This is a genomic window from Microvirga pakistanensis (assembly GCF_004458765.1).
Classification (GTDB): Bacteria; Pseudomonadota; Alphaproteobacteria; order Rhizobiales; family Beijerinckiaceae; genus Microvirga; species Microvirga pakistanensis.
Genome location: NZ_SPJX01000012.1, coordinates 21,616 through 46,446, shown reverse-complemented (window position 1 = coordinate 46,446; position 24,831 = coordinate 21,616). Strand labels below are relative to the sequence as shown.

23 protein-coding genes, 2 tRNA genes and 1 pseudogene are annotated in these 24,831 nt (G+C 62.5%); 8 read left to right on the top strand and 18 right to left on the bottom strand.

The features are described 5' to 3' along the window. Positions 1 to 555 precede the first annotated feature (555 nt). A complete protein-coding gene (locus E4K09_RS00260) occupies positions 556 to 1,413 on the top strand; it encodes an efflux RND transporter periplasmic adaptor subunit (RefSeq protein WP_166802081.1) in 858 nt (285 codons plus the stop codon). Positions 1,414 to 2,940: 1,527 nt separating this feature from the next. Here the strand turns inward: E4K09_RS00260 and E4K09_RS00255 are convergent. From E4K09_RS00255 to E4K09_RS00225, 7 genes are all read right to left on the bottom strand, one after another. Beyond that, on the bottom strand, positions 2,941 to 3,255 hold the full coding sequence (locus E4K09_RS00255) for a hypothetical protein (RefSeq protein ID WP_134494105.1): 315 nt from the start codon (positions 3,253 to 3,255) through the stop codon (positions 2,941 to 2,943). A 163-nt stretch (positions 3,256 to 3,418) separates the two neighbouring features. Further along, complete coding sequence (locus E4K09_RS00250; RefSeq protein WP_134494103.1) at positions 3,419 to 3,679, bottom strand: hypothetical protein; 261 nt, start codon at positions 3,677 to 3,679, stop codon at positions 3,419 to 3,421. Between the two features lie 158 nt (positions 3,680 to 3,837). After that, entirely contained in the window at positions 3,838 to 4,080 is a 243-nt protein-coding gene (locus tag E4K09_RS00245; protein ID WP_134494101.1) for a helix-turn-helix domain-containing protein, read from the bottom strand. Between the two features lie 671 nt (positions 4,081 to 4,751). Then, positions 4,752 to 4,828 (bottom strand) — tRNA-His (locus E4K09_RS00240). Between the two features lie 121 nt (positions 4,829 to 4,949). Then, on the bottom strand, positions 4,950 to 5,924 hold the full coding sequence (locus tag E4K09_RS00235) for a tripartite tricarboxylate transporter substrate-binding protein (RefSeq protein WP_134494099.1): 975 nt from the start codon (positions 5,922 to 5,924) through the stop codon (positions 4,950 to 4,952). A 62-nt stretch (positions 5,925 to 5,986) separates the two neighbouring features. Continuing rightward, the gene (locus E4K09_RS00230) at positions 5,987 to 7,489 is read right to left on the bottom strand and encodes a tripartite tricarboxylate transporter permease (protein ID WP_134494097.1); all 1,503 of its coding nucleotides are present in this window, start codon (positions 7,487 to 7,489) and stop codon (positions 5,987 to 5,989) included. Continuing rightward, positions 7,489 to 8,157 (bottom strand): tripartite tricarboxylate transporter TctB family protein, encoded by a 669-nt coding sequence (locus E4K09_RS00225; RefSeq protein WP_134494095.1) that lies wholly within the window; start codon positions 8,155 to 8,157, stop codon positions 7,489 to 7,491. The genes E4K09_RS00230 and E4K09_RS00225 overlap by 1 nt, the downstream gene beginning before the upstream one ends. A 475-nt stretch (positions 8,158 to 8,632) precedes the next feature. Between E4K09_RS00225 and E4K09_RS00220 the strand changes: the two genes are divergently transcribed. From E4K09_RS00220 to E4K09_RS00210, 3 genes are all read left to right on the top strand, one after another. Then, positions 8,633 to 9,301, top strand: coding sequence for a TerC family protein (locus E4K09_RS00220; RefSeq protein ID WP_134494093.1), 669 nt, complete (start codon positions 8,633 to 8,635; stop codon positions 9,299 to 9,301). Positions 9,302 to 9,364: 63 nt separating this feature from the next. Continuing rightward, positions 9,365 to 10,066, top strand: coding sequence for an AzlC family ABC transporter permease (locus E4K09_RS00215; RefSeq protein ID WP_134494091.1), 702 nt, complete (start codon positions 9,365 to 9,367; stop codon positions 10,064 to 10,066). Further along, the gene (locus E4K09_RS00210; protein WP_134494089.1) at positions 10,063 to 10,386 is read left to right on the top strand and encodes an AzlD family protein; all 324 of its coding nucleotides are present in this window, start codon (positions 10,063 to 10,065) and stop codon (positions 10,384 to 10,386) included. The genes E4K09_RS00215 and E4K09_RS00210 overlap by 4 nt, the downstream gene beginning before the upstream one ends. On the opposite strand, the gene E4K09_RS00205 is transcribed toward E4K09_RS00210, so the two are convergent. The 6 genes from E4K09_RS00205 to E4K09_RS00180 all read right to left on the bottom strand — a co-directional run bounded on the left by E4K09_RS00205 (position 10,351) and on the right by E4K09_RS00180 (position 15,007). Next, positions 10,351 to 10,830: an arsenate-mycothiol transferase ArsC gene (locus tag E4K09_RS00205; RefSeq protein ID WP_280177431.1), complete on the bottom strand. Its 480-nt coding sequence runs from the start codon at positions 10,828 to 10,830 to the stop codon at positions 10,351 to 10,353. The two genes, E4K09_RS00210 and E4K09_RS00205, sit on opposite strands and share 36 nt — an antisense overlap. A gap of 3 nt (positions 10,831 to 10,833) precedes the next feature. After that, positions 10,834 to 11,319, bottom strand: coding sequence for a UPF0262 family protein (locus E4K09_RS00200; RefSeq protein WP_134494087.1), 486 nt, complete (start codon positions 11,317 to 11,319; stop codon positions 10,834 to 10,836). A gap of 16 nt (positions 11,320 to 11,335) precedes the next feature. Then, positions 11,336 to 12,628 carry a histidinol dehydrogenase gene (hisD, locus tag E4K09_RS00195; protein ID WP_134494085.1) on the bottom strand — a complete coding sequence of 431 codons (1,293 nt, stop codon included), beginning with the start codon at positions 12,626 to 12,628 and terminating at the stop codon, positions 11,336 to 11,338. After that, on the bottom strand, positions 12,628 to 13,065 hold the full coding sequence (locus E4K09_RS00190) for a DUF2948 family protein (protein WP_134494083.1): 438 nt from the start codon (positions 13,063 to 13,065) through the stop codon (positions 12,628 to 12,630). The genes hisD and E4K09_RS00190 overlap by 1 nt, the downstream gene beginning before the upstream one ends. A gap of 408 nt (positions 13,066 to 13,473) precedes the next feature. After that, complete coding sequence (murA, locus tag E4K09_RS00185) at positions 13,474 to 14,763, bottom strand: UDP-N-acetylglucosamine 1-carboxyvinyltransferase (RefSeq protein WP_134494081.1); 1,290 nt, start codon at positions 14,761 to 14,763, stop codon at positions 13,474 to 13,476. A 61-nt stretch (positions 14,764 to 14,824) separates the two neighbouring features. Next, positions 14,825 to 15,007: a hypothetical protein gene (locus E4K09_RS00180; protein WP_134494080.1), complete on the bottom strand. Its 183-nt coding sequence runs from the start codon at positions 15,005 to 15,007 to the stop codon at positions 14,825 to 14,827. Between the two features lie 152 nt (positions 15,008 to 15,159). Here E4K09_RS00180 and hemA point away from each other — a divergent pair, with 152 nt between their 5' ends. Continuing rightward, positions 15,160 to 16,386: a 5-aminolevulinate synthase gene (gene hemA / locus E4K09_RS00175; protein ID WP_134494078.1), complete on the top strand. Its 1,227-nt coding sequence runs from the start codon at positions 15,160 to 15,162 to the stop codon at positions 16,384 to 16,386. A 65-nt stretch (positions 16,387 to 16,451) separates the two neighbouring features. Continuing rightward, positions 16,452 to 16,526: transfer RNA gene (locus E4K09_RS00170), tRNA-Thr, on the top strand. 401 nt (positions 16,527 to 16,927) lie between these two features. Here E4K09_RS00170 and E4K09_RS00165 read toward each other — a convergent pair. The 5 genes and pseudogenes from E4K09_RS00165 to E4K09_RS00145 form a co-directional block, all read right to left on the bottom strand. Beyond that, positions 16,928 to 17,116 (bottom strand): annotated as a pseudogene (locus E4K09_RS00165) (IS6 family transposase); the annotation flags it as partial. 222 nt (positions 17,117 to 17,338) lie between these two features. Further along, entirely contained in the window at positions 17,339 to 18,625 is a 1,287-nt protein-coding gene (locus tag E4K09_RS00160) for a four-carbon acid sugar kinase family protein (RefSeq protein WP_134494076.1), read from the bottom strand. Between the two features lie 14 nt (positions 18,626 to 18,639). Next, a complete protein-coding gene (locus tag E4K09_RS00155) occupies positions 18,640 to 19,905 on the bottom strand; it encodes a ribulose-bisphosphate carboxylase large subunit family protein (protein WP_134494074.1) in 1,266 nt (421 codons plus the stop codon). Positions 19,906 to 19,913: 8 nt separating this feature from the next. Next, positions 19,914 to 20,453: a VOC family protein gene (locus E4K09_RS00150; RefSeq protein WP_134494072.1), complete on the bottom strand. Its 540-nt coding sequence runs from the start codon at positions 20,451 to 20,453 to the stop codon at positions 19,914 to 19,916. Positions 20,454 to 20,547: 94 nt separating this feature from the next. After that, positions 20,548 to 21,564 carry a TRAP transporter substrate-binding protein gene (locus E4K09_RS00145; RefSeq protein WP_134494549.1) on the bottom strand — a complete coding sequence of 339 codons (1,017 nt, stop codon included), beginning with the start codon at positions 21,562 to 21,564 and terminating at the stop codon, positions 20,548 to 20,550. Positions 21,565 to 21,669: 105 nt separating this feature from the next. Here E4K09_RS00145 and E4K09_RS00140 point away from each other — a divergent pair, with 105 nt between their 5' ends. Continuing rightward, entirely contained in the window at positions 21,670 to 22,725 is a 1,056-nt protein-coding gene (locus E4K09_RS00140) for a LacI family DNA-binding transcriptional regulator (protein ID WP_134494070.1), read from the top strand. A 105-nt stretch (positions 22,726 to 22,830) separates the two neighbouring features. Continuing rightward, positions 22,831 to 24,654 (top strand): TRAP transporter large permease subunit, encoded by a 1,824-nt coding sequence (locus E4K09_RS00135; RefSeq protein WP_425293797.1) that lies wholly within the window; start codon positions 22,831 to 22,833, stop codon positions 24,652 to 24,654. Positions 24,655 to 24,831: the final 177 nt, after the last annotated feature.

The following is a 24,831-nucleotide window of genomic DNA, read 5'->3' as shown; positions in this document are numbered from 1 at the left end:
CGAGGAGGTGGAGCGCCACCTGAGGAAACACTGGCTGCCTCTAAGGGAGTTGCCCCTCGAGAAGATCGGACGGGCTCTTGTTGCTACCCGGCTGGAGGAAATTGCCGAGCAGAGCGGGCCAATTGCGTCCAACCGTGCCCGCGCCGCTCTGTCCGCACTTTCGCCTGAGCGGTGGTAGTTGGGCCCGCTGAATCCAATCCCGTCAGAGGCACCATGCGGGTGGCCAGCAAAGTCTCCCGCGAGCACGTGATTACGGACGACGACTTGGTAGCAATCTGGCGGGCCTGCCGCGATCACGATTATGACCGTATCGCTCGGCTCGTAATCCTAACGGGCCAGCGACGCGATCAAGTCGGAGACATGAAGTGGCCGGAAGTAGATCTCGACCGGGGGCTTTGGGCGGTCCCGCGCGAGCGCACAAAGAATGACTTCTCTCTTTGTGAGCCGTAATCCCTTTGCGTTTCAGCTCGTAAGATCGAAGTCCTTGACGGACCACGGCATCCGGTAGCTTGCTGATGCCGCATACGGCGAGGTTGAATGGGACAGGAGGCTACAATGATCTCAATGGAGACAGTCTCCGCGAGATTGCTCGCACTCGGGATCATCCCGGCACTAACCTTGGCTTGCCTGATAATCCAGCCCGCTGCGGCCCAACAGCAGCCCGCGCCGGACGTCCTTGAATACAAGGGAACCGTGGCGGCCGCGCGCGAAGTGGAGGTGGCGCCCCGGCTCGATGGGCTTTTGAGCAAGATCCACTTCACCGCCGGTCAGTTCGTGAGGGAAGGCGACCTCCTGTTCGAGTTTAGATCGAAGGACAGGGAACTCGCGCTCGCACTGGCCCAGGCGAGCCTGAAGCAGGCCGAAGCGCAGCTGCGTCTTGCCGAGGTGAACCTGAAGAACGCCCAGACCCTCCGGACCCGGAACGTGACTTCCGAGGTGCAACTGCTCGAAGCGGAAGCCCAGCGGGACATCGCTGCAGCCAGGGCCGAGGAAGCCCGCACCAACGTGCAACTCGCCGAGCTGGCCTTGAGTGACATGAGCCTTCATGCCCCGATTTCCGGCCTCATAAGCCGGCCTTCGGTCAAGGAAGGCGTGTACATCACCCAAGAGGCCCGCGATGAGAGCCGTCTGGCGACCATCGTCCAGCTGGATCCGATCCGGGTGATCAGCCAGGCTCCGGCCGCCCTGTATTTCCAGCGCGGCGGGATCGTCAGGAATCCCGAGCAGTTTGAGTTCAGTCTTGTCCTGCCGACCGGCGAGACCTATCCGCACAAGGGGCGTCCCGTCGCGGCCAGCTACGAGTTCAATCCCGACACGCAGACCACTCAGCTGACCGTGGAATTTCCCAATCCAGACCATTTGCTGCGGCCGGGCCTCGCCGTTACCCTTCGATTATTGGTCCGCGTGGAGTGAGCGACTGGGCAACGCAGCTTCTGGTGTCGAGCTATCCGCTGTAGCTGCCCAACTCTTCGCAAGATGCTAGGAAGTCTCCCGCGATGAGGGGATCTGACCTGTCCGCCTAGATCGAGGGGAAGGCTTCATCGCCAGCACGGCAACGACGAGCACCAGCATGCCTCCTCCAAAGGGAGCTGCAGCGAAAGCGATGAGTGCTCCCAGAGGCCACAGCAGGGCAATCGTAAGAAAACTGCCCATGATGGCAGCCACCAGTAAAACGATGACCATGTACCCCCCCCTCTCCCGGATTAACTCCGAAGAAGTATAAACTCTTGGTCTTGCGAAGACGAGAGGCTGGACCGCATGGTGCCTATGGGGAGAGTTCGAGCCATAGGGATCCGAATGCCCATGCTTTGCGGGTCCCCTTGCGGCTCTGAAGGCTTGAGTGAGGTCCGGGCTGCTCAGTTTCGCGGCGAAGATTCGAGTTCAAAAAAGTTTTATGTCTAAATGAATTTGGCCTTGTGCCCTCTGGAGCACTTCCCATCTCAGGGGCTCGGATCTGGATGAGGTCAACGACGCTCAGAGTTGCGCTAGATAGCCCTCTCCGGTTTCCGATACTCAACAACAAAAGACTATGCCACTGCCCACGGTTCGCAGCGTTTCGACGCGCGATGCAGCTGGGCCGATTGAATCCGCATGGATGAAGGAAGCGCCCAATGGACCTTGGATCAACGATCAAGACGAGCTTGGTTGCGGCAACCGTCGCGGTAAGTGTATTAGCTACAGCGGCACCCGCAGAAGCGGGAAGCCTACGCAGAGGCTTTATGCCTGGGCTGTTCCAGGGCCTCGCGATTGCAGCATTGGCTGCATCAGCTCAGGCAGCACAGCAGCAGGGTAGCACCATCTACACTGTGGCTCCGCCCGACGTGGAGAGCTTTGGCTATGAGGATCAGGGCCCACCGGCGGTGATCTCACCAAGGCAACCGGCTCGACGCATTACGCGCACAGCACCCAGGGCCACGCCACGCAGCAAGGCACAGGCACTTCAAACACGATCCACCCTGGTCGACCGCTGTAGTGACGCACTTGCTGCAAGCTCACGCCGCCTCGGAGCCGTCGATGTGGACGTAAGAGCGACTGGAGCGGGGGCAAAAAACCATAGCGGCTCTGTCGATGTCCCGATCATCGCCCGCATAGAGTACGCCCGGAATGGTCGAAAGCAGACAAGGCAGGCTCGGGTGACCTGTACGCTCAATCCCAAGGGCCAAGTCGTGGCATTCCGGTAGCGGCCCGCCTCTGCGGCCTCGGTACAGGCAACAGAAAGCCCACTCGGCCTGGGAGGGTCGACAGCCCTGAGTTCCTAGCTTAGCAATAGAGAGCCTAAGCTCGCCATCCGCCTCGGTGTGCAGAACTCAGGCAAGGCCCGGGGGCTCAGTTCCCCGGCCTTTCTGCTGATAAGCCGGAATTGGTGGAGCAGGCCGATCTTGTCCCGCCATCGGCTTTCCAATCCGATACTCCCGGCCAAGCCTACGGATATCGAACTCGTCAACCTCTTGGCTTGGCGGGGGTCTTATTTCTTGCTGGCGGCTGTCTGGAGTTGCGCCTAATCGATGACAGCAACGGAAAGGCTGACGTTGCGATTCCGACGATCTCTCCCTGGTCGTTCGGATCTCCGTTGCCCTGGGTGGCGAGTACGGAGCCAAGTGCAGCGGGGTTGAGGTCTTTCACGACGTGGAAACCCTTGGCGACGAAGCTCACGTCCTCAACCTCGCGCAGCAGACTATTTCCGATCGCGAGCCCTTCGGCGACGCGTTCCGCCACGCGGGTCGCGATCGAGCTGAACGGTTGATCGCCCGCCACATAGACATCGTTGGCAAGATTGCGGACGAACTCCTCCGCCGAAGCGAGATCCTTGAGGGCGAGTTCGCTCGATTGTTCCCTCGGCTGCCGAGCGCGGCGAGCGCGTCCTGGGGCTCGTCCTCGCTTGCGTCGGTCTCGACAGTTCCTGGGCAACTCCCAGGCATCAGGCAGGCTGGCACTCCTGAATGCTGTCTTCATCAAACACGACCTCGAGGAGTGCGTAGGGTGGGCCGCTGAACCATCCTTCGAGTTCGGCTTCCTCCTGAGTGAGATACCGTCTGATTGGGTGCCCATCGACGATGGTCCTGGTCTCAACCAAGTCGATCCTGATGGCCACAATGGTACGAGTTCCGACATCCGTGCAGCGCCAGCGGCCAGCAGGGTTCGTGAACTCGCAGCCGATCTGAAAATCAATGTGCTTCATAGAGTGTTCTCCTGCTTGAGAAGCTCGCTCTGTCCTCGCCTCATTCGCCTCGGCTTTCCCGTCTGCCCTGTAGCAGCCGATCCAACGCGGCTTGAGATTTTGGGTTTGGCTCAGGGGCTTGTGGCGGAGTCCAGATGAGGCACTTGGCTGTTAAGGCATCATGAGCTTTCGCTGCGCTCCCTGAAGCGTAGTCCAGTACCTCCTCCGTTCTCGGGAATGAACTGAATGCCGGCCGCTTCGATCGCTCCCTGCATGGCAGCGAGATTGTTGGCGATCGGCGTTCGCTTGCCAGTCTCGAAATCTCGGATGGTTGAAAGGCTGACGCCGGCCCTTGTTGCAAGATCGGTTTGCGACCAGTCGAGCAGGCCACGAGCGGCGCGGGACAAGGCTGGAGTGAACATGCACTCAGTCTAACGCCCCGCACATTTTTTAGCCACATCACCAAATTTTGGTGACAGGCGTCCCATCCACTTTGGGGATGGAGCAACGCGCAATGGCCTTGGTCCGCGAACAGGATCCCCGAATGCCCACCCAGCCCTGCGTCGCCTGCAGCCTCGATCCAAGCAGCGGCCCTCACCACCCAGCGGCCATCGATCCGGCTCTCGTGGCCATCAGAGAGTGCCAGGACGCCTTGATGTCATACCGCCTTGCTCTGCATGAGCAGGACCGCAATTTCGGTGAGGACTTCCCGCTCGGGAGGATCGGGCTGATGAAACGATGGACGTCTCGCTCATCCCGTGGAGGGCCCTTTTCGGTGTCACTCTAACGATTCTCGCGGGGACGGCTGCGCTCGCCTCCTCCATGCTCACTTACGCCCGAGAGGAAGGCGGAGCAGACACGGCAGCTGAGGCATTGCCTGGCCTAGCGAGTTGCTTGGGCAGGTTTGCCGCAGGCGTCGGGCCGGACAGCTCCATGTCTAAGCCAATCACTTAGTGAACACGTCGCTGAAATTCGAGAAGGTTATGGAAGCTGGGCGATGTCAGAGCCGCGAGTCGAGCAGGCCCGTTACCCTGAAGCGTTTTCAGGGCTCAAACCAACGACATTCAAGGGAGCCAAGCCTTTAATTTTGAAGTGGTACAGCCGCCCCGGCTCGAACGGGGGACCCCCAGATCCACAATCTGGTGCTCTAACCAACTGAGCTACGGCTGCACGTGAGGCAGGGTGTAATCGCGCCCGCGATCAATTTCAAGGCTTCTTTGCGGTCGCAGGCTCAGAAATGATGACGGCGGACCGGATGGTCCGCCGCTTCGAAGACCTGAGGTCGGACGCCTTACTCCGCCGTAGCCCCGGCCGCCTTGAGGACCGGGGTCCAGCGGGCCACTTCGCTCTCGACGAGCTTCTGGAGGGCCTCCGGGGTCCGCTCGGTCGCGCTCGGGATGACGCCGCCGAGCTCGAGCAGACGCTTCTTGGTGGTCTCGTCGTCGAGGGACTTCGACAGCGCGTCGCTCAGCTTCTTGACGATCTCAGGAGGCGTGCCCTTGGGGGCGAACGCCGCGTTCCAGGCGCTGACCTCATAGCCTTCGAGGCCCGCTTCCTTGGTGGTGGGCACGTTCGGCAGAACCGGGGAGCGCTGGGGCGTGGCGATGGCGAAGGCCTTGATGTTGCCGCCCTGGATCTGGGGCGCCACGTTGACGATCTGGTCGGTCATGAAATCGACCGTGTTCGCCATGAGGTCGTTGAGGGCCGGACCCGTGCCGCGATAGGCCACCATGGTGGGCTTCGCCTTGATGACCGAGTTGAAGAAGATGCCGGTCGAGTGGGAGACGGAGCCCACGCCCGCATGGGCCATGTTCACTTTCTCGCCGTTGGTCTTCATATAGTCGAGGAAGCCCTTCAGGTCGTTGGCCGGGAAATCCTTCTTGGCCACGATCACGATGGGCGTGCCCGCCGCGAGGCCGATGGGCGCGAAGTCCTTGGCCGGGTCGTATTTCAGGTTCGGATACAGGGCCGGCGCAGCCCCATGGGTGCCCATGTGGCCCATCATGATGGTGTAGCCGTCCGGCTGCGCCTGGGCACCGCGGGTGATGCCCGTGGTGCCGCCGGCGCCGGCCACGTTTTCGATCACGATCTGTTGACCGAGCGTGCGGGACATGTGGTCGGTGACGATACGGGCGACCACGTCCGTCGGGCCGCCGGCCGCGAAGGGCACGATCATGGTGATCGGACGGGTCGGGTAGTTCTGAGCCTGGGCGCCCGTGGTGGCGAGGCCGGCAACGGCGGCCAGCGCCAGTACGATATTCTTCATCAAGTTCCTCCCTTGGGAAAGTTATGAGCTTACATTGTGGTCAGTCGGGCCCCGAAGGCAAGCTACTCCGTGAACACCTCGTCCCTCCCCTTTCGTATGGAGGGCAGGAGCGCGATGACGAGCAGGATGGCCGCCACGGCAAGCAGGCTCGCGCTGACCGGACGATCGATGAAGGTCGAGAGCTGCCCGCGCGAGATGATGAGCGCGCGCCGCAGGTTTTCCTCCATCAGCTTGCCCAGCACGAAGCCCAGCAGCATCGGGGCCGGCTCGAAGCCGAACTTGATCAGCGTGTAGCCCACGAAGCCGAACAGGGCGATGAACATCACGTCGGTGGGCAGGGAATTGATGGAATAGATGCCGATGCAGCAGAACATCAGGATGGCCGGGAACAGCATCCGGTAGGGCACCTTCAGGAGGCGCACCCACATGCCCACCAGCGGCAGGTTGATGATGAGCAGCATCAGGTTGCCGATCCACATGGAGGCGATCATGCCCCAGAACAGGGTCGGGTTCTTGGTCATCACCTGGGGCCCAGGAATGATGCCGTGGATCGTCATCGCGCCGACCATCAGGGCCATCACGGCATTGGGCGGAATGCCGAGCGTCAGCAGCGGAATGAAGGAGGTCTGCGCGCCGGCGTTGTTGGCGCTCTCCGGCCCCGCCACGCCCTCGATGGCGCCGCGGCCGAAGCGGCGCGGATCCTTGGCGAGCTTCTTCTCCAGCGTGTAGGACGCGAACGGCCCGAGCACCGCGCCGTTGCCCGGCAGGATGCCCAGCATGGCGCCGATGAAGGTGCCGCGCAGGACCGGCTTGTAGGCCTGCTTGAAATCTTGCCTGTTCGGCAGCAGGCGGCCGATGGCCTGGCGCACCACGTCCCGGTGCTCGGTATGGTCGAGGTTGCGCATGATCTCGGCGATGCCGAAGATGCCCATGGCCAGCACGGCGAAGTCGATGCCGTCCGACAGGAACGGCAGGCCGAAGGTCATGCGCTCCTCGCCCGTTTCCAGGTCGAGCCCCACCGTGGAGAGCAGGACGCCGACGAGGATCATGGCGATGGCCTTCAGAATGGAGCCGCGCGCCAGCACCACCGCGAAGACGAGGCCCATGACCATCAGGGAGAAGTACTCGGTCGGGCCGAAGATCAGCGCCAGGCCGGTCAGCGGCGCGCCCAGCGACGCGATGACGAGCGTCGCCACCGTTCCGGCGAAGAACGACCCGATGGCCGCGATGCCGAGCGCCACCCCGGCGCGACCCTGACGGGCCATCTGGTGACCATCGAGGGCCGTCACCACGGAGGTGGCCTCGCCGGGGATGTTGACGAGGATCGCCGTGGTCGAGCCGCCGTACTGGGCGCCGTAATAGATGCCCGCCAGCATGATCAGCGCCCCCGTCGGATCGAGCCCGAAGGTGATCGGCAGCAGCATGGCGATGGTGGCGATCGGCCCCACGCCCGGCAGAACGCCGATGAGCGTGCCGACGAGGCAGCCGAGGAAGGCCAAGCCGATGTTCTGCAGGCTGAGAGCGACGGAAAAGCCGAGGCTCAGGTTGGACAGAAGATCACCCATCAGATCCTCCCGCTATGGTCGGCGACGTCGATTGTTGTGGGGCGGGCTTTTCGGGTCGCGAAGAAGACCGCGATGGCGGCGGCCGCCATGACGATCGCCGTTGCCCGCAGGATCGCCTTCTGCGACCAGCCGGCCGGGAAGAGACCCGCCAGTTCCTGGGGAAAGACCGGAATCGGCAGGTTCAGCAGGTCCCCGAAGAGCACCATGCAGAACGGCGTCAGGCTCAGGCTGAGGATGAGAAGCTCCCTGAAGCGCGCCTCGGGCGTCGCGTAGCCGCCGATCAGGATCGCCAGGGGACCTGCCACCACGAGGCCGAGGCCGGGAAGGCTGAGAGCTCCGAACGAGAAGGGCCGGATCGTCACCGCGAAGGCCAGGATCGCCACGATGACAAAGAACGGGCCGCGCAGGCTCCAGCGCTCGAGCGGCTCCCCGTCGCGAATGAACGCGAAGGCGATCAAGGCGAGACCCGACAGGCCGACCCCGATGGCCAGCCAGCGCGGCAGCATGGCCGGCCCCATGGCGTTCAGGGTGCCCTGGTCGAGATCCCTCGTGAGCCAGAGCGCCAGGGCCGCAAGGGCAATCAACAGAATGCCGCCGGCAATTCCCTGCGGCGCGCGAACCGGGCCGCGGCGCCCGGACAAACCGACGCCCTCGCGAGGAGTAGACATGAACGACCTCCCGACGGACGCTTCACGCGCCCTCTCTCATTCCGCCTGATTTGTGCCCAAGGCCCGGGCCGGGATCAAGCTCCCGTGTCCGGATCAGGTTCCGGTCTTCGGGGAATCCGCGGATTCTCAACAGATTCCCTGGAGTTCCCTGGTCCGCCTCGGTCGGCACTGTGGAACGAAGCCGGATTAAGTTCCTTATATGACACAGGCGTGCCCTGGGACGCATGGCGCGACTTGATCGGCCGCGCCATGTTGTCTAGATGATCGCCCTTATAGCCAGGCCGGGCCCCTCTGGTCGCTCATACTTTGGGCGGCGATGTCGGACTGGATGAACCAGGGTGGCCTGGATTCGTTCAAGAAGACGGGAACGCCCGCATCTGAGCCAGGGCCGGTCGATCCGGCCGCGCCGGTGCGGGACGAGCGTCTCCTCGGGCGTATCGCATGCGCTGCTCTTCAACCGACAATGAGGCAACGCATGTTTGAACTCTCACAATATTTCCCACCCGAGATCGTCGCCTTCCTGATGGTGATCGGCATCGACCTGGCGCTCGCCGGCGACAATGCCATCGTCATCGGCCTCGCCGCGGCCGGCCTGCCCAAGGAGCAGCGCAACAAGGCGATCCTCCTCGGCGTCATCGCGGCCACCGTCCTGCGCATCGTCTTCGCGCTCATCACCACGCAGCTTCTGCAGATCGTGGGCCTGCTCCTGGCCGGCGGCGTCCTCCTCTTGTGGGTCTGCTGGAAGATGTGGCGCGAGCTGCGCACCACCCACGAGGAAGAAGAAGCCGCCGAGGAGGCGCTCGAGGGCGTCGACATCGACAAGGACGGCACCATCGCAGGCGGAGTGCCGCGCAAGACCTTCTCCCAGGCGGCCTGGCAGATCGTGATCGCCGACGTGTCGATGTCCCTCGACAACGTGCTCGCCGTGGCCGGAGCGGCGCGCGAGCACCCCTACATCCTGGCCTTCGGCCTGCTCCTCTCCATCGCCCTGATGGGCATCGCGGCCTCCTACATCGCCCGCCTGCTCCAGCGTTACCGCTGGATCGCCTATGTGGGCCTTGCGATCATTCTCTATGTGGCAATCAAGATGATCTACGAGGGCTTCCACGAGATCTATCCGTATGTGAACGGCGCAACCGGCTAAGAGCATTACCTGAACTTTGACGATTGACGGCGGGGATGCGGGAGGGCAGAGAGCGTAACGCTCATGTCCTCCTCGCCCCGCCCTTTCTTTTCCCTGGCCGGTCTTCGCCACGGCGCGCGCGCCTCGCTGCCGGCGTTTCCCGGCTTCATCATGTTCGCGCTCGCGTTCGGCACGGCGGCGGCCCAGAAGGGCCTGAGCCTTGCCGAGGCGATGGGGCTCAGCCTCTTCGTCTATGCCGGCGCGTCCCAGATGGTCGGGCTCGAAGTCTGGCAGAAGGTTTGGACCCCGACGACCATCCTCACCATCATGATGGTCACGGCCGTGGTGAACTCGCGCATGATCCTGCTCGGCGCGACCCTCCAGCCGTGGCTGCGTCACGAGCCCATCGCCCGCAATGCCCTCAATCTCTTCCTCATCACGGAAGCGGGCTGGCTCATCGGCACGCGCTATCACACCGAAGGCGGGCGCGACGTTGGGGTCCTGCTGGGCGCCGCGATCACCCTCTGGATCGTATGGCAGATCGCAACGATCCTCGGCTTCTTTGCCGGGGCCCTCGTGCCGGAACCCAGGGCCTTCGGACTCGACCTGGTCATGCCGATCTTCTTCAGCGCCATGCTGGTGCCGCTCTGGAAGGGCGTGCGTCCCGCTCTCCCCTGGCTGGTGGCGGGCGCCGTCTCGTTCGTCACGCACGCCCTCGTGCCGGGCTATGGCTACATCGTCGCCGGCGCGCTCGCAGGTGTCATCGCCGGGATGCTGATCGAATGAGCGATGTCGGCGCCTTCATCGCGAGCCCCTGGGGTTCCGCCGTCGCCATCGCGGCCATGACGCTGGTCACCTTCCTGTGCCGCATCGCCGGCGTCGTGCTCATGAGCCATGTGCGGATCACGCCTCGGGTCGAGCGCGGGCTCCGGGCGCTTCCTGGCTCCATCATCCTGGCGACGATCCTGCCGGCTGCGCTCGACAACGGATGGCCTGCGCTCGTCGCCCTCGGGGCCGCGATCGCCGTGATGGCCGCAACCCGGATCGACCTCCTCGGCCTTGCGGCGGGCCTAGGCACCCTCTCCGTCATTCGGGCTCTTCTGTGAGCCTCTGAGCCGCATGCGGATGCGGTACATCAAGCCGTCGCGAATGTTGCGATAGGCATCGAGCACGTGCTCGCGCGCGCCCTGCGTGATCGTGGGATCGGGGGTCGGCCAGTACTCGACCTCCGCCGCGATGGTGCGTGTCAGCTCGAGCGCCGCATGGTGCGCCTCCGGCGAGAGCGAGATGATGAGGTCGAAATTGAGCCCCTCCCACTCCTCCAGTTCCTCCAGGGTCCGCGGCTTGTGCTTGGACGCATCGATGCCGATCTCGGACAGGGTGGAGACCATGAAGCCATCGGTCTCGCCCTTGCGGACACCGGCGGATTGCACATAGACGGACTTGCCGAAATAGTGCCGTGCGATCGCCTCGGCCATGGGAGACCGGACGGCGTTCATCGCGCAGACGAACAAAACCGAATGGATGCGCTTCGAGGGCGTTTCCTCCACGCGTCAGCCTCTCCAGTGAAGCGCGAAGATCAGCGTGAACAGACGCCGTGCCGTGTCGAAATCGACCACGAGCTTTCCGTCGAGCCGCTGCCGCAAGAGTTCGGCCGCCTCGTTGTGCAGCCCCCTGCGCCCCATGTCGATGGCTTCGATCTGAGCGGGCGATGCCGAGCGGATGGCCTGATAATAGCTGTCGCAGATCATCTCGTAATCGCGGATGACCTTGCGGAATGGCGTCAGCGACAGATGATGCGATACCAGATGCGCGCCGTCCTGGGCCGACACCTCGAAACAGAGCTTCTTCTCGATCAGGGAGATGCGCAGGGAATAGGGGCCGCCGTCATAATTCGGCAACGCGAAGGTATTCTCTTCGAGAATGTCGTAGATGGCGATGGCCCGCTCATGCTCCTGATCGGGATTGCCGCGGCCGATGGATGCCTCGTCGAGGGTGACCGCCACGAGGCGGCACCGCTCCTTCGTTGTGCTCGACATCCCCCCTCCGCAAGCCTCACAGGTTCAGGCGGATCGCCACGGACCGTGCATGCCCTTCAAGCCCCTCGGAGCGCCCGAGAGCGATCGCTGCGGGGCCGAGCGCCCGCAAGGCCGCAGGATCGCACTTCAGGATCGAGGATCGCTTCATGAAGTCAAGCACTCCGAGACCGGAGGAGAACCGCGCCGAACGGGCCGTCGGGAGAACGTGGTTGGGGCCGCCCACGTAATCGCCGATGGCTTCGGGCGTATGGCTGCCGAGGAAGATGGAGCCCGCGTTGCGCACGCGCCCTGCCAGCTCCTCCGCATTGTCGGTTTCGATTTCGAGATGCTCGGGAGCGAGGCGGTCGACCAGCGGAATGGCGTTCTCGAGGGTGTCGATGAGGATGATGGCGCCGAAATCGCGCCAGCTCGCGCCCGCGATCTCCGCCTTCGGCAGGGTCTCGAGCTGGCGCGCGACGGCCTGCTCGACCGCATCCGCCAGGGACGCGCTGTCCGTTACGAGAATCGATTGCGCGGCCGGATCGTGCTCGGCCTGGGCCAGCAGGTCGGCGGCGATCCAATCGGGATTGGCATGGGAATCGGCGAGGATGAGCACCTCGGAGGGGCCTGCGATCATGTCGATGCCCACCTGACCGAACACCCGGCGCTTGGCGGCCGCCACATAGGCGTTGCCGGGACCGACGATCTTGGCGACGGGCCTCACGGTTTCGGTGCCGTAGGCCAGGGCCGCGACGGCCTGCGCTCCGCCGATGCGGAACACCTCGTCGACGCCGGCCAGACGCGCGGCCGCCAGCACAAGCGGATTGGTCTCGCCCCGCGGGGTCGGCACCACCATGGCGATGCGGGGAACGCCCGCGACCTTCGCCGGCACCGCGTTCATGAGAACGGAGGACGGATAGCTCGCCCGTCCGCCCGGAACGTAGAGGCCGACCGACTCGATCGCGGTCCACCGCCAGCCGAGGGTCACGCCGAGAGCATCGGTGGTCTGCGAGTCCTGCGGACGCTGGGCGCGGTGATAGACCTCGATGCGCTCCTTCGCGAGAGCGAGAGCCTCGAGCGTCTCCCGGGAGCACTGAGCTTCGGCCGCATCGATCTCCTCGTCGGAGATCCGCAGGGTTTCGGGCTGCAGCGCCAGACCGTCGAAGCGATACGTATAGTCGATCAGCGCCTCGTCGCCCCGGGCCACCACATCCTCGATGATGACCCGCACCGTCTGGTCCACGTCCTCGGACACCTCCCGCTTGGCCGAGAGCAAGGCGGCGAAAGCCTTCGGGAACGAGGCGTCCCGTGCGTCGAGCCGTTGAGCCATTACAGGCGCTCCACCTGCGGCTGATCGTTGTGCTCGGGACGGTTTTCGGCGGCCCAGACAGGACCGATATCTTTCATCTGCATTTCGATGCACTCCAGGTCCACCTGGATGGCCCCGCCATCGGCAAAGATCAAGGTAGCTGTGCCGGAAGGAGCGTCCCGCTCATCGAACGCAATGGCAAGAAGGTTAAGAACGGCATCCTTGTTGGCCTGGTCGATGCCGCGCACGCGCACCGCCTTCACATGCTCGAAATGCATGCAGGTCAGGCGGCGCTGGGGGGTTTGCGCCTCCCAATCGTACCGGCGCGTCTGGATCGCGAACCGGCGCTCCTTGGGAAGATAGACGATGTCGCCGACCCGCAGCAGCGAATCCTGCAGGTGAGCCGAGATGACGGCCAGATCTTCCGGGTCGAACGCAACGAGTCTCAGGAGGTCCATGGCTCTCAACCTATGTTGAACTTTGATCTTTAGGTAGAGAGCCCCCATCCCTCCCGCAACCTGTGCCCTGCGGCCATGCTGCGCTTTCATGGCCAATGGGGACGGGCCCGGTCGAGGCGTGGATCCCCTTCCCGGCGGCTGCGCTCCGGCCGGGCATGACACGCCGCCCGTCATGCCGGGCGCTTTAAGCCGGGCATCCACGTCTCTGACCCGCTGAGGTTCTCAAGACGTGGATGGCCGGGACTGATCCCCGGATCAAGTCCGGGGACGGCCATGACGAACCTGTCCACGCTGGTTCCACGTCACCACCGGCCTTGTGCCGGGGATGACGGGAGAGGAGCCGCGCGGGACCAAGGAGATGCCGGGTAGCCAGGAGAGGCTGGAGGCATGATGCCTCCGGTCTCGGCGTCAGCCCCGGAGACGCTCGATCTGAGCGCCGCAGCGGGCGAGCTTGGCTTCGAGGGCCTCGAAGCCGCGGTCGAGGTGATAGACGCGGTTGATGGTGGTGTCGCCCTCGGCCACGAGGCCGGCAATGACCAGGGAGACGGAGGCGCGAAGGTCCGTCGCCATGACGGGCGCGCCCTTCAGGCCCGGAACCCCATCCACATAGGCGCTGTCGCCGTCGAGCCGGATCTGGGCGCCGAGGCGGGCCAGCTCCTGCACGTGCATGAACCGGTTCTCGAAGATCGTCTCGCGGATGCGCGACGTGCCGTTGGCGCGGGTCATGAGGGCCATGAACTGCGCCTGCAGGTCCGTCGGGAAGCCGGGGAACGGATCGGTCGTCACGTCCACGGCCTGGATGCCGTTGCCGTTGCGGCGAACCCGGATGCCGCTGTGGGTGGGGGACACCTCGGCTCCGGCCTGGCCCAGCACGTCGAGGGCGGCCTGAAGATAGGCGGGACGGGTGTTCTCCAGCACCAGATCGCCCCCGGTCATGGCGACCGCCATGGCGTACGTGCCGGTCTCGATGCGGTCGGGCATGACGTCATGGGAGGCGCCGTGGAGGCTGGAGACGCCCTCGACCACGATCTCCGAGGTTCCGGCTCCGGTGATCCTGGCGCCCATCTTGACGAGGCAATCGGCCAGATCCACCACCTCGGGCTCGCGGGCCGCGTTGCGGATCACGGTGGTGCCGTTGGCGAGCGTCGCCGCCATGAGAGCCACATGGGTGCCGCCGACCGTCACCTTCGGAAAATCGATCTCGGCGCCCTGAAGTCCCTTCGGAGCGGTGGCGATCACATAGCCGCCCTCGATCTCGATGGCGGCCCCGAGCTTGGCGAGCGCCATGATGAGCAGGTCCACCGGACGGGTGCCGATGGCGCAGCCGCCCGGCATGGACACCTTGGCGTGACCGAAGCGGGCGACGAGCGGGGCGATCACCCAGAAGCTGGCCCGCATGGTGGAGACCAGCTCGTAGGGGGCGCAGGTGTCGATGACATTCTTGGCCGTCAGGCGGATCGTCTGGCCGGTTTCCGAGGATTGGCCGGGGCGCCGGCCGGCGATGGAATGGTCCACCCCGAAATTGCTCATGATCCGCAGGAGGGACGAGATGTCCGCGAGCCGCGGTACGTTGCCGAGCTCCAGCGTATCCTCCGTGAGCAGGCTCGCGATCATGAGAGGCAGGGCCGCATTCTTGGCGCCGGAGATCGGGATCAACCCGTTGAGAGGCGCGCCGCCCCGGATGCGAATGCGATCCATGAAACAATATTCCCCTTTGATTGGTGCAAGCTCACGCTATGCGCAACTTGCGTATGATAGGCTAGTCGGACGGCTTGTCGCGCTCAGCCGTAACGCTCAGGCTGACCGATTCGGTTCCAGCCGAGGGTGAGGCAGCCTTGGCGGCCTGCTGGCGTCCGCGAGCCTGGGCCTTCCGTTTCCTCAGGTTTTCCTTCAGGGCCGCCCTGAGCCGCTCGGCTTTGTCTTGCGATTTCACATCAGTCATGGTTCACGCGACCCATCGTCGCCTTTTCCAATAAAGGCTTCGCATGCGGTCCTCAACCGCAATATCCAGGATCCGGCTTTGACCAGGATCAAGGTCGTCTGGCATAATACGCATATGATCCCCGGGCATCGCGTTGCCCACCCGGTGAGATGATGAATTATCAAACCTACTTTACATCAGCCCTCGATCACCTCCAGGCGGAGCGCCGCTATCGCGTCTTCGCCGACATCGAACGGCAGGCAGGCCGCTTTCCCCAAGCTATCTGGCACAGCCCCGAGGGCCCCCGCCCCATCACGGTCTGGTGCTCCAACGACTATCTCGGCATGGGCCAAAACCGGGACGTGACCCGCGCCATGGTGGAGGCCGCCTGGCGGCTGGGCACCGGTGCCGGCGGCACCCGCAACATTTCCGGCAACAGCCATCCCGTCGTGGAGCTCGAGGCCGAGCTCGCGGACCTGCACGGCAAGGAAGCCGCTCTGGTCTTCACCTCCGGCTATGTCTCGAACCAAACCGGCATCTCCACCCTGGCCAAGCTCATTCCGGGCTGCCTGATCCTGTCAGATGCCCTCAACCACAATTCCATGATCGAGGGCGTGCGCCAGTCGGGCTGCGACAAGGTGATCTTCCGCCACAACGACCTCGAGCACCTGGAGGAGCTGCTTCGGGCTGCCGGCGACCGGCCCAAGCTCATCGTGTTCGAGAGCGTCTATTCCATGGACGGAGACATCTCCCCCATCCACGCCATCTGCGACCTGGCCGAACGCTACAGCGCCATGACCTATATCGACGAGGTTCATGCGGTGGGCATGTACGGTCCCCGCGGCGGCGGCATCGCCGAGCGTGAGCAGGCCATGCACCGGATCGACGTGATCGAGGGCACCCTCGGCAAGGCATTCGGGGTCATGGGTGGGTATCTCACCGGCACAAAGGCCGTGATGGACGCGATTCGCAGCTTCGCCCCGGGTTTCATCTTCACCACCGCCCTTCCCCCAGCCGTGGCCGCGGCCGCGACGGCCTCGATCCGCCACCTCAAGGCTTCGTCCGAGGAGCGCCAGAAGCAGCAGCGCCAGGTGGCCCGGACCAAGCAGGTTCTCAGCGGCCTCGGCCTGCCGATCATGGACACGGTCACCCACATCGTGCCGGTGATGGTGGGGAATGCGGAAGCCTGCAAGGCCGCCTCGGATCGCCTGCTGGAGAAGCACGGCATCTACATCCAGCCGATCAACTACCCGACCGTGCCGCGCGGCACGGAGCGCCTGCGAATTACCCCCGGCCCCTTCCACACCGACGCCCACGTCAACGCTCTGGGCGCCGCCCTCGTGGAGGTCTGGACCGCCTTGCGGCTCCCTCTGGAACCAAAAGTGCAGGCAGCCGAATAAAAGATCGATTTCAATCTTGCGCATGGGGCCGCGCTGTGGCAGTAAGCGGCCCTCTTCGTTGGCGCGCTGCCGTAGCTCAGTGGTAGAGCACTCCCTTGGTAAGGGAGAGGTCGAGAGTTCGATCCTCTCTGGCAGCACCATCGACCTCCTTGAGAGACCAAGGACTTGTTATTAAACAAGCACTTGAGACCGCCTCACCTGTACACAAGGGCGGTACACATGGTTCTCAAGATGGCTTCCCCCTGGAAAGATCCTAAGACTGGCGTCTTCTATATCCGCGTAAGGGTTCCTACCGACCTGACAACGATGGTAAAGGGTCAAACCTTCAACATTCCAGTGGGTGATGAGACGGTCCAGGCAAAAGCCGGTGAAGCCGTAAAAGCCTCCCTTAGAACCCGTGACCCTCGCGAAGCTAAGACGCGATTCGCCACTGCCCTGGCTGCCCTCCACGATTAATTCAGGGGTGTGCTTCTTTTTCGGCATAACGGCCTCTGCGGTCCAAACTCGCTTGAGCTTTGGAGCCCGTCAAAGGGGGCAAAACACGGCGATTTAACTGCTCCATCAGGAGCGGAGCATAGTGGGCAGTCAAGCGATGGATGGTCCTGTGGTCAACGGAGATGCCTCGCTTAGTCATCATTTCCTCGAGATATCGCAGGCTCAGGCTGTAAGCGAGATACCATCGGACGCACAGCAGGACCACAGAGCGATCAAAATGCCTGCCCTTGAACATCATGCACCTTCGCCGTTGGCCGGAGGCGTATGCCGAACTGAGTTACCGAAAACTTCGCAACAGATCCAGCTAGTGTCTCCTCGGGGTCAAAATTCACGTTCCCGCCGCTTAACAAATGGCGACACTTGAGTGTCGAAGCAGACCAAACCCTAACGTCTCAAGAGTGCAAGTTGCAGACCTTCTCTCTTCCACATGCTGAAAGGTGAGACCGAGCCCTGTTGCTCACGCACCCGCTTCATCGTGCAGGAATGTCTCGAACAAATCCTCGTGGCCCATCTGGCCACCTTTGAGCATCACAAGCATCTCATCACGGGACGGGTCATCGCTCCGCGCTAGGCTGACCGCAACTCCATTGCTGATTTGGCTATGATAGCCCAGACCCCAGTAGCCGAGATGGCCGACAATCCGGCTCGATGTATCACCGCCGGCAACAGCCAGCCGCCGAACAGGATGACGCTTGAGAACCTCGTCGACCAAGGAGGCACTCGCGGTTGCAAGATCGGCCGCTGCAGAATGCGGAGCATCGCCTGCGTCAGGAGCCGTCGAGAGCATGACGTGCTCGCCTTGAGCCAGCGCAGCCGCTGCTTTCTCAATCATTCGTTCTCGCGCATCTGCACTCGACAGGAGGCTTTCGGGATCAACTGTCAGACGTGTATAAGATTGCGCGGCCGCCATCTGCAATCTTGTCGTGGGAGAAAGACTTCCCACGAAAGCAAGCACAGGCCCATCCATAGATATCTGCGGAGGCCTTAGCAACACCTCCCTTTCTTCGAAGAAGGCTTGGGCGACGCTGCTCGGCCCTACGGCCAAGAGAGAATGGTGCCGGCTTTGCACTCGAAGCAAGCGACCGATGGCGTCTACATGCTGCTCGTCGAGCGCATCGAGCAGCACCGCAGATGCCATATTCGACACGCGCTGCCATTCGGCGTCGATGACCTCTGGGTTCAAAGCCAGCAGCGGCCAGTGAATTGCCTCTATATCCCGCATGCCAAGAGCAGCGAGATGTTGCCGTAGATCGGCTTCGGTCATGGGCGTAGATGGATGCCGGCTCATGGTCGGGTGGCGATCAAGCCGGAAAACACCTCCATCAACGCCGAACGATGCAAACAGATTGGAGAAGACGCAGTAGCGACCAAGCGATGGCTGACCTCCGATTATGGCAACGGTTTCGTGGGTCATATATCCACGCAGGATTGCGGATGCAGCTGCTATATTTCCGCGTGACGACGCACTGTCGAAGGTCGAGCAGCACTTGTAATGCAGGATGCGGACACTGAGATGGCGGAAGAAAGCCCCAACGTGCGCGAGTTCAGCCTGCATTTCATCGGGCGTCATCGTGCGGGCCGCACCCGCAATACCAACAGCATCGAGGTCTCCGACGCGCGCCAGTTGCTGCGGATCTGGAACCCGCAGGAAGAGGAAGGCTCGATGGCCGAGGCGTGCCACGGTCGCGAGCGTATCTGTCGCTCCGGTGAAGTCGTCTCCGTACCATCCATAGGACGGTGTCATGGCAGCCTCATCCCTCAATGCTTGGAGAAAAAGCTGAACGCGTCCGCAAGTGCGCGATGCTTGATGCGTGCGCTGTCAACGCTCTCCCCAGCCTCCACAGCCCGCCAAGCCTCGCGGATGCTCGCGACGCCTGCCGCAGGTCCGCCTGGATGGGCCATGATCCCACCACCTGCCATAAAGAGGAGGTCAGACGTGTTGACGGCCTGATAGGTCTGCTCGACCGTTCCAGCCCATTGTCCGGAAGAAAAAGCCGGCATGACTCGGTCATCCGCCTCACAGAGCGATGTCAAACAATCCTTTGCGCTCTCCGCCACCTCATCATCGGCTTGTGCGAACTTACCCCCGAGGCCGTGCACATGCATGTGGTCGACGCCGGCGAGGCGCCAGAGCGTCTGGTAAGGATGGAAGCCAATACCGAGAGCGGGGTGGCGCGAGAACGCGCCATAGCCATTACGGTGGCCATGAATCACCAGATCGCTGCTGCGCCGCAAGGTCTCGATACTGGAGAATCCGCACCAGTTCAGACTGGCCATGACGCATGTTCCACCCTCTTTCGCCACTAGGTCCGCATGCCGTCGCATAGCATCTGTCTCGTCCGTGATGTTGAACGCGACCATGACGTGCTTGCCGGTTCGATCCTGATGACGGCGCACTGCAGCCATCACGGCTGGAATGCGGGTAGACAGGGGGGAGTGGACTGGATTGGCGGCAATCTCATCATCCTTGATGAAGTCGAGACCAGCGTCGCATAGGCGCTCCACCAGCGTTGCGATTTCCTCAGAACGGAGTCCGACATTCGGTTTGATGATCGATCCAATGAGTGCACCATAAGCGACGCCGGTCAGGCGTCGGGTTCCTGCAATGCCATGCTGCGGCAGAAGATATTGTTTTCGATAGGTGCCGGGCAGCTTGAGGGCTTCAAGCCGCAGGCCGGTCACCTCGCCGAGATCAAAGAGGTTGCCGGCCACAGTCGCGGCAAGCGTCGACAGATTTACCCCGACATTTGCGACCGGAAAACGCACGACGACCTCGCCACGACGCGAGGGTGCCGAGAGGCCCTTGCGGTCAAGCCAGGAACTGCGGACGGAGGGCTGTGCGACCTCACCGAGATCCCGGATCGCGACGACATGAGCACGGGCCCGCTCGCGCAGTTCGTCGGTCTCGCCCTCGACTCGGGTGAAGGTTCCGCAGGACTGCTCGCCCGCCATAACCTCGGCCACTGTCTCAAGCGGCAGGGGCGTTTCGACGAGGTAGGTCGCCTCGTAATGTGCATCAACCATGAGGGACCTCAGAGCTGGGAAAGATCAGGGAACGGCCGGACCGGATCGCGTCCGTCCCACCCTTCGGACGCCTCCCTGATCAGCTGAAACATCTTGCCCTTCGGCCCGGCGACTTCCGACAGCTCGATGACGGTACCGGGATGGTACTCGGTGTCGAAATAGACGAAGCGTCCACGCTCGCCGACTTCACCGCTCATCGCCGGAACGAAACCATGCTTCATCAGCCGTTCCAAATCGGCATCGTAACTCTCGGTCCAGTAGGCTACATGCTGCAGCCCTCTATGACCAGCTTGCTTGAAGTCGCGGTACATAGAGGGAGCATCGTTGCGGGTCTGAATAAGCTCGATCTGGAGCGGACCGGAATTGGCGAGCGCCACGGAATTGTGCGGTCGATAACACTCGCCACGGTACATGTAGTTCTCGATCGGAACCTGTTCCTTATAGAAGAAGGGTCCCACGCCGAGAACGCGCGACCAATAATCCATGGCGGCTTCAATGTCATCGACGACATAGCCAGCCTGCCTGATCTCTCCGAGAAATCGGCTCATACCTTACCTGCATATCTGATGAGGGCGCGGCTTTCTCATCCGCGCCCGAAGAAGATGAAGATCCGACGATTTCCGTTGGATCGCACAGCACACGTCAGGCGAGTGTTCCGACGACGCTCTCAAGATGACCCCAGGCTTCTGGGCCGAACTTCTGCTTCCATTCCTTGTAGAAGCCGGCTTCGCGCAGTTTCGCACGGAAGCTTTCCGTATCGCACTGGTTGAAAGACAGCCCCTTGCTCTGGAGATCAGCCTGCACTGACTCGTTGAGAGTCTTGATGTCTTGCCGCTGCTTCAGGCCCGCCTCGTTGATGGCACGTGAGACGATCTCCTGCACGTCTCCCGGCATTCCCGCCCACTGGCGCCCGTTGGCGATGAACCAGTAGCCGTCCCAGATATGGTTGGTGAGCGCGCAAGAGGATTGCACCTCGTAGAGCTTCGCCACCTGGATAATCGGCAGCGGGTTCTCCTGTGCGTCGACCACTTTGGTCTGGAGCGCCGTGTAGACCTCACTGAACTGCAGGCTGGCCGGCGCAGCTCCGAGACCGGAGAACATCGAGATGCTGATTGGGCTCACCGGAACCCGAATCTTCAGGCCCTTCATCGAGCCGGCGCTCTGGATCGGCGCACCGCTCGTGGTCATTTGGCGGAAGCCGTTGTCCCACATGGTTTCCAGTGCGTGCAACCGGGAATCGGCAATCGCCTTGCGTACGAAGGCTCCAACGGGGCCGTCCATGGCAGCCCAGACCTGGTTGTAGTCTTTGAACGCAAAGCCCACTGCGTTGATCGCTGCGACTGGAACAAGGGTGGCGATCACCAGCGCCGAAGGGGTGAAGAAAGTCAGAGCGCCATTGCGCACCTGGGAGAGCATATCCGTATCGCCGCCAAGCTGGTTGGCAGGGAATATCAGCATCTCAACGCGCCCGTTCGTCTCCTTGGCGATCCTGTCGGCAGCTTCCTTGGCCCGGATGTTTAGAGGATGGCTGAGGGGCAGGTTGTTGCCATAGCGCAGCGTAATCTCGGCCGCATGAGCGTAGCGTGGAATTGAGAAGAGGCTAACGGCGGCCGGAGCAGCTCCGATGCCTTTGAGAAGCGTCCTTCGGCTGATGGTCATGGCGTCATTTCTCCCGAAAAGATGTTTTACTCTTTCCGAATGAAAAAATCCGTCATACAAATGATGCGGTCAAATCATAATTTTGATTTAATTTGATGTAACAACATGGGTGTTCTGGCTGATCTTCCATCCTACAACCGGCGCGTCACCATCGTGGACATCGCGCGCCTCGCTGATGTCTCCACCGCCACCGTCGACCGGGTTCTGAACGGCCGACAGGGTGTAAAGGCGGCGACTGTCAAGCGGGTTATGAAGGCCGCAGCTGAGCTCGGCTACGTGGACGAGAGCGACGAGCGGATCCGGGAGGTGCGGCCGCTCGCGCAGATCTCGTTCATTCTTCCCCAAGGCACGAACCGTTACATCACCATGCTCGGCCGCATGATCAGCGAGATGGCGCCACAGCTGGAACGCTTCTCGATCAAGCCGACTATCGAGTATATCGATAGCTTCAATCCCGACCTGCTCGCGAAGACGCTGCACCGACATGCCAAACATGCGGACGGTATAGCCTTCATGGCGATTGAGCATCCCGTGGTGCGTGAAGCCGTCAATCGCATCACCGCTGCGGGAAAGCCCGTGGTGACGCTGATCTCCGATGTCGCCAGTCCAACGCGGACAGCCTATTTCGGCCTCGACAATCGGGCTGCAGGGCGTATGGCAGGCTATCTTCTTGCACGCTTCATCGCCAAACGGCCGGCCAAGGTTGCCATGATCGCCGGCAGTCTCAGCTACCGCGCTCATGGAGAGCGCGAGATGGGCTTCCTCGACATCCTGCAGGAACTCTATCCTGACATTGAAGTGGTTGGCCTGCGCGAGGGACATGACGACGAGGCGCTCAACTACCGGCAGATGCGGGCGCTTCTCTCCCATCATCCTGATCTGGACGGGATCTACAATATCGGTGGCGGCGCTTCCGGCATCGGCCGTGCGCTCAAGGATGCACGGCGCGAGAAGGACGTGGTCTTCGTCGGCCACGGGCTGACCAGCGATACCCGCGAGTTCCTGCTCGATGGAACAATGGATGCTGTGATCACCCAAAGCGCCGAAGACACCATCGCCAAATGCGCTGCCCTGTTCCGCGACCTGCGGGAGGGGCACAAGCCCAGCAAGCAGCCCAACCCGATGCGTGTCGAAGTCGTCTTCAAGGAAAATCTGCCCTGACGACGAGCGCCCACAACACCGAACAACAATAACCAAATTGAGCCAAGAGCGACGGAGGAGACAATGACGATGGCAGAAAGCATCGGCGTCGGTGAAATCGAGGACATGCCGACCGGTCTGAAAAGCGGGTCAGCGCTCCTCAAGCCCGTCGAGGTGATTGCTTCCGTCACCCTGGTGGTGATCATCGGGCTCCTCTTGATGGGCGTCACCTCGCGCTATATCCTCGCTCTTCCCATCGTCTGGGTCGACGAGGCAGCCGCTTTCTGCTTTCTCTGGCTTGCCATGCTTGGTGCTGTCATCGCTATCGACCGCAATGAGCACCTCCGACTTACCCTCTTCCTTCATATGCTTCCGGAAAGGCTGCGTGGCTTCTTCGGCGCGCTTGGGCCGCTTCTCGTCGCGGTCTTTCTGGTCGGCATGCTGTGGCCTGCCATCGAGTACGTCATCGAGGAATCCTACATCACCTCGGCGGCACTCAATATTCCCATGAGTTGGCGCGTGGCCGCTCTTCCGGTCGGCATCGGCCTGATGGCGCTCCTGGCACTCAGGGAGACGGTGCGTGCTGCCAAGGCATTTGAAATCTCGCTGGCAGCGGCGGTCATCGCAGTTGCAGGTGCGCTGCTGTGGCTTGCCTCCCCGTCCCTACCCTCGCTCGGCCATATCAACATCCTCATCTTCCTTGTGGGTTTTGTTGCCTTCTTCCTTGCCATTGGTGTGCCGATTGCTTTCTGCTTCGGGCTTGGTGCACTCACCTTTCTGACCTTTACCAGTTCGGTCCCGACCATGGTGATGATCGGTCGAATTGACGAGGGCATGTCGAGCCTGATCCTGCTGTCGGTGCCGATCTTCGTGCTCCTTGGCTGCATCCTGGACGCCACCGGCATGGGCCGGGCCATCGTCGAGTTCCTGGCCTCGCTGCTCGGGCACGTGAAGGCAGGCATGTCCTATGTGCTACTCGGTTCGCTGTTTCTGGTCTCCGGCATCTCTGGCTCGAAGGTGTCGGACATGGCAACCGTGGCCCCGGCGCTGTTTCCGGAGATGAAGCGGCGCGGGCACAAGCCCAGGGAAATGATTGCCCTCTTGGCGACCGGTGCGGCCATGGCCGACACGGTGCCGCCTTCGATCGTGCTGATCGTGCTCGGCTCGGTCGCCGGCGTGTCGATCGCCGGGTTGTTCACGAGCGGCTTCGTCATCGCCATGGTGCTGCTCGTGGTGCTCGCCATCCTCGCACGCTGGAAGGCACGTAGCGAAGTCATGGAAGGAATCCGTAGGGCTCCCCTTCGGGTGATTGGCAAGGCGCTGGCGGTGGCCACTCCAGCCCTGGTGCTGCCCTTCCTGATCCGCAGCGCGGTCGGTGGCGGCGTGGCGACGGCCACAGAGGTCTCCACCATCGCGGTCCTCTATGCCCTGATCATCGGCATGGTGCTGTATGGCGGCATCCGTCCCGGCAAGATTTATGACATGCTCGTCGAGACGGCGGCTCTCTCGGGCGCTATCCTGATTATCCTGGGCACGGCCTCTGCCATGGCCTGGGCACTGACCCAGACCGGCTTCGCCTTCAAGATGGCCGCACTGGTCACCGACCTGCCGGGCGGCTGGGTTACCTACATGCTCGTGACGATTGCGGTCTTCATGGTGCTCGGATGCGTGCTCGAAGGGCTGCCGGCCATTGTCTTGATGGCTCCAATCATGTTCCCGATCGCGAAGACTCTCGGGATCAACGATATCCACTACTCGATGGTGGTAGTGACGGCCATGAATGTCGGCCTGATGGCACCGCCCATCGGCATCGGGTTCTACATCGCCTGCAAGATTGGCAACGTCTCGCCGGATGAAGCCATGGGTGCCATCTGGCCCTACATCGGCGCGCTCTTCGTTGGGCTCCTCGTCATCGCTATGATTCCGGCGCTGTCGACAGCTTATCTCTAAGGCTCGATGAAGGCTGCATGCTGCTGCCATGTGGCAGCAGCATGTTGGCGCGCATATCTATGAGATGCTCGCTTCAGATCGAACTCCGAAAATTTCCCAATACTCAGCAATTCTCGCTGTTCACACTGCAAGCGGGAGAAGTCGTTACTCTCGAGAATTCTCAGAATCGAGGAGTCG

Excerpts from the sequence above, each read along its gene's own strand:
- E4K09_RS00260 (WP_166802081.1), top strand. The coding sequence starts at position 556 with ATGATCTCAATGGAGACAGTCTCCGCGAGATTGCTCGCACTCGGGATC.
- E4K09_RS00250 (WP_134494103.1), bottom strand. The coding sequence starts at position 3,679 with ATGAAGCACATTGATTTTCAGATCGGCTGCGAGTTCACGAACCCTGCT.
- E4K09_RS00245 (WP_134494101.1), bottom strand. The coding sequence starts at position 4,080 with ATGTTCACTCCAGCCTTGTCCCGCGCCGCTCGTGGCCTGCTCGACTGG.
- E4K09_RS00235 (WP_134494099.1), bottom strand. The coding sequence starts at position 5,924 with ATGAAGAATATCGTACTGGCGCTGGCCGCCGTTGCCGGCCTCGCCACC.
- E4K09_RS00230 (WP_134494097.1), bottom strand. The coding sequence starts at position 7,489 with ATGGGTGATCTTCTGTCCAACCTGAGCCTCGGCTTTTCCGTCGCTCTC.
- E4K09_RS00225 (WP_134494095.1), bottom strand. The coding sequence starts at position 8,157 with ATGTCTACTCCTCGCGAGGGCGTCGGTTTGTCCGGGCGCCGCGGCCCG.
- E4K09_RS00220 (WP_134494093.1), top strand. The coding sequence starts at position 8,633 with ATGTTTGAACTCTCACAATATTTCCCACCCGAGATCGTCGCCTTCCTG.
- E4K09_RS00215 (WP_134494091.1), top strand. The coding sequence starts at position 9,365 with ATGTCCTCCTCGCCCCGCCCTTTCTTTTCCCTGGCCGGTCTTCGCCAC.
- E4K09_RS00210 (WP_134494089.1), top strand. The coding sequence starts at position 10,063 with ATGAGCGATGTCGGCGCCTTCATCGCGAGCCCCTGGGGTTCCGCCGTC.
- E4K09_RS00200 (WP_134494087.1), bottom strand. The coding sequence starts at position 11,319 with ATGTCGAGCACAACGAAGGAGCGGTGCCGCCTCGTGGCGGTCACCCTC.
- hisD (WP_134494085.1), bottom strand. The coding sequence starts at position 12,628 with ATGGCTCAACGGCTCGACGCACGGGACGCCTCGTTCCCGAAGGCTTTC.
- E4K09_RS00190 (WP_134494083.1), bottom strand. The coding sequence starts at position 13,065 with ATGGACCTCCTGAGACTCGTTGCGTTCGACCCGGAAGATCTGGCCGTC.
- murA (WP_134494081.1), bottom strand. The coding sequence starts at position 14,763 with ATGGATCGCATTCGCATCCGGGGCGGCGCGCCTCTCAACGGGTTGATC.
- E4K09_RS00180 (WP_134494080.1), bottom strand. The coding sequence starts at position 15,007 with ATGACTGATGTGAAATCGCAAGACAAAGCCGAGCGGCTCAGGGCGGCC.
- hemA (WP_134494078.1), top strand. The coding sequence starts at position 15,160 with ATGAATTATCAAACCTACTTTACATCAGCCCTCGATCACCTCCAGGCG.
- E4K09_RS00160 (WP_134494076.1), bottom strand. The coding sequence starts at position 18,625 with ATGACACCGTCCTATGGATGGTACGGAGACGACTTCACCGGAGCGACA.
- E4K09_RS00155 (WP_134494074.1), bottom strand. The coding sequence starts at position 19,905 with ATGGTTGATGCACATTACGAGGCGACCTACCTCGTCGAAACGCCCCTG.
- E4K09_RS00150 (WP_134494072.1), bottom strand. The coding sequence starts at position 20,453 with ATGAGCCGATTTCTCGGAGAGATCAGGCAGGCTGGCTATGTCGTCGAT.
- E4K09_RS00145 (WP_134494549.1), bottom strand. The coding sequence starts at position 21,564 with ATGACCATCAGCCGAAGGACGCTTCTCAAAGGCATCGGAGCTGCTCCG.
- E4K09_RS00140 (WP_134494070.1), top strand. The coding sequence starts at position 21,670 with ATGGGTGTTCTGGCTGATCTTCCATCCTACAACCGGCGCGTCACCATC.
- E4K09_RS00135 (WP_425293797.1), top strand. The coding sequence starts at position 22,831 with ATGCCGACCGGTCTGAAAAGCGGGTCAGCGCTCCTCAAGCCCGTCGAG.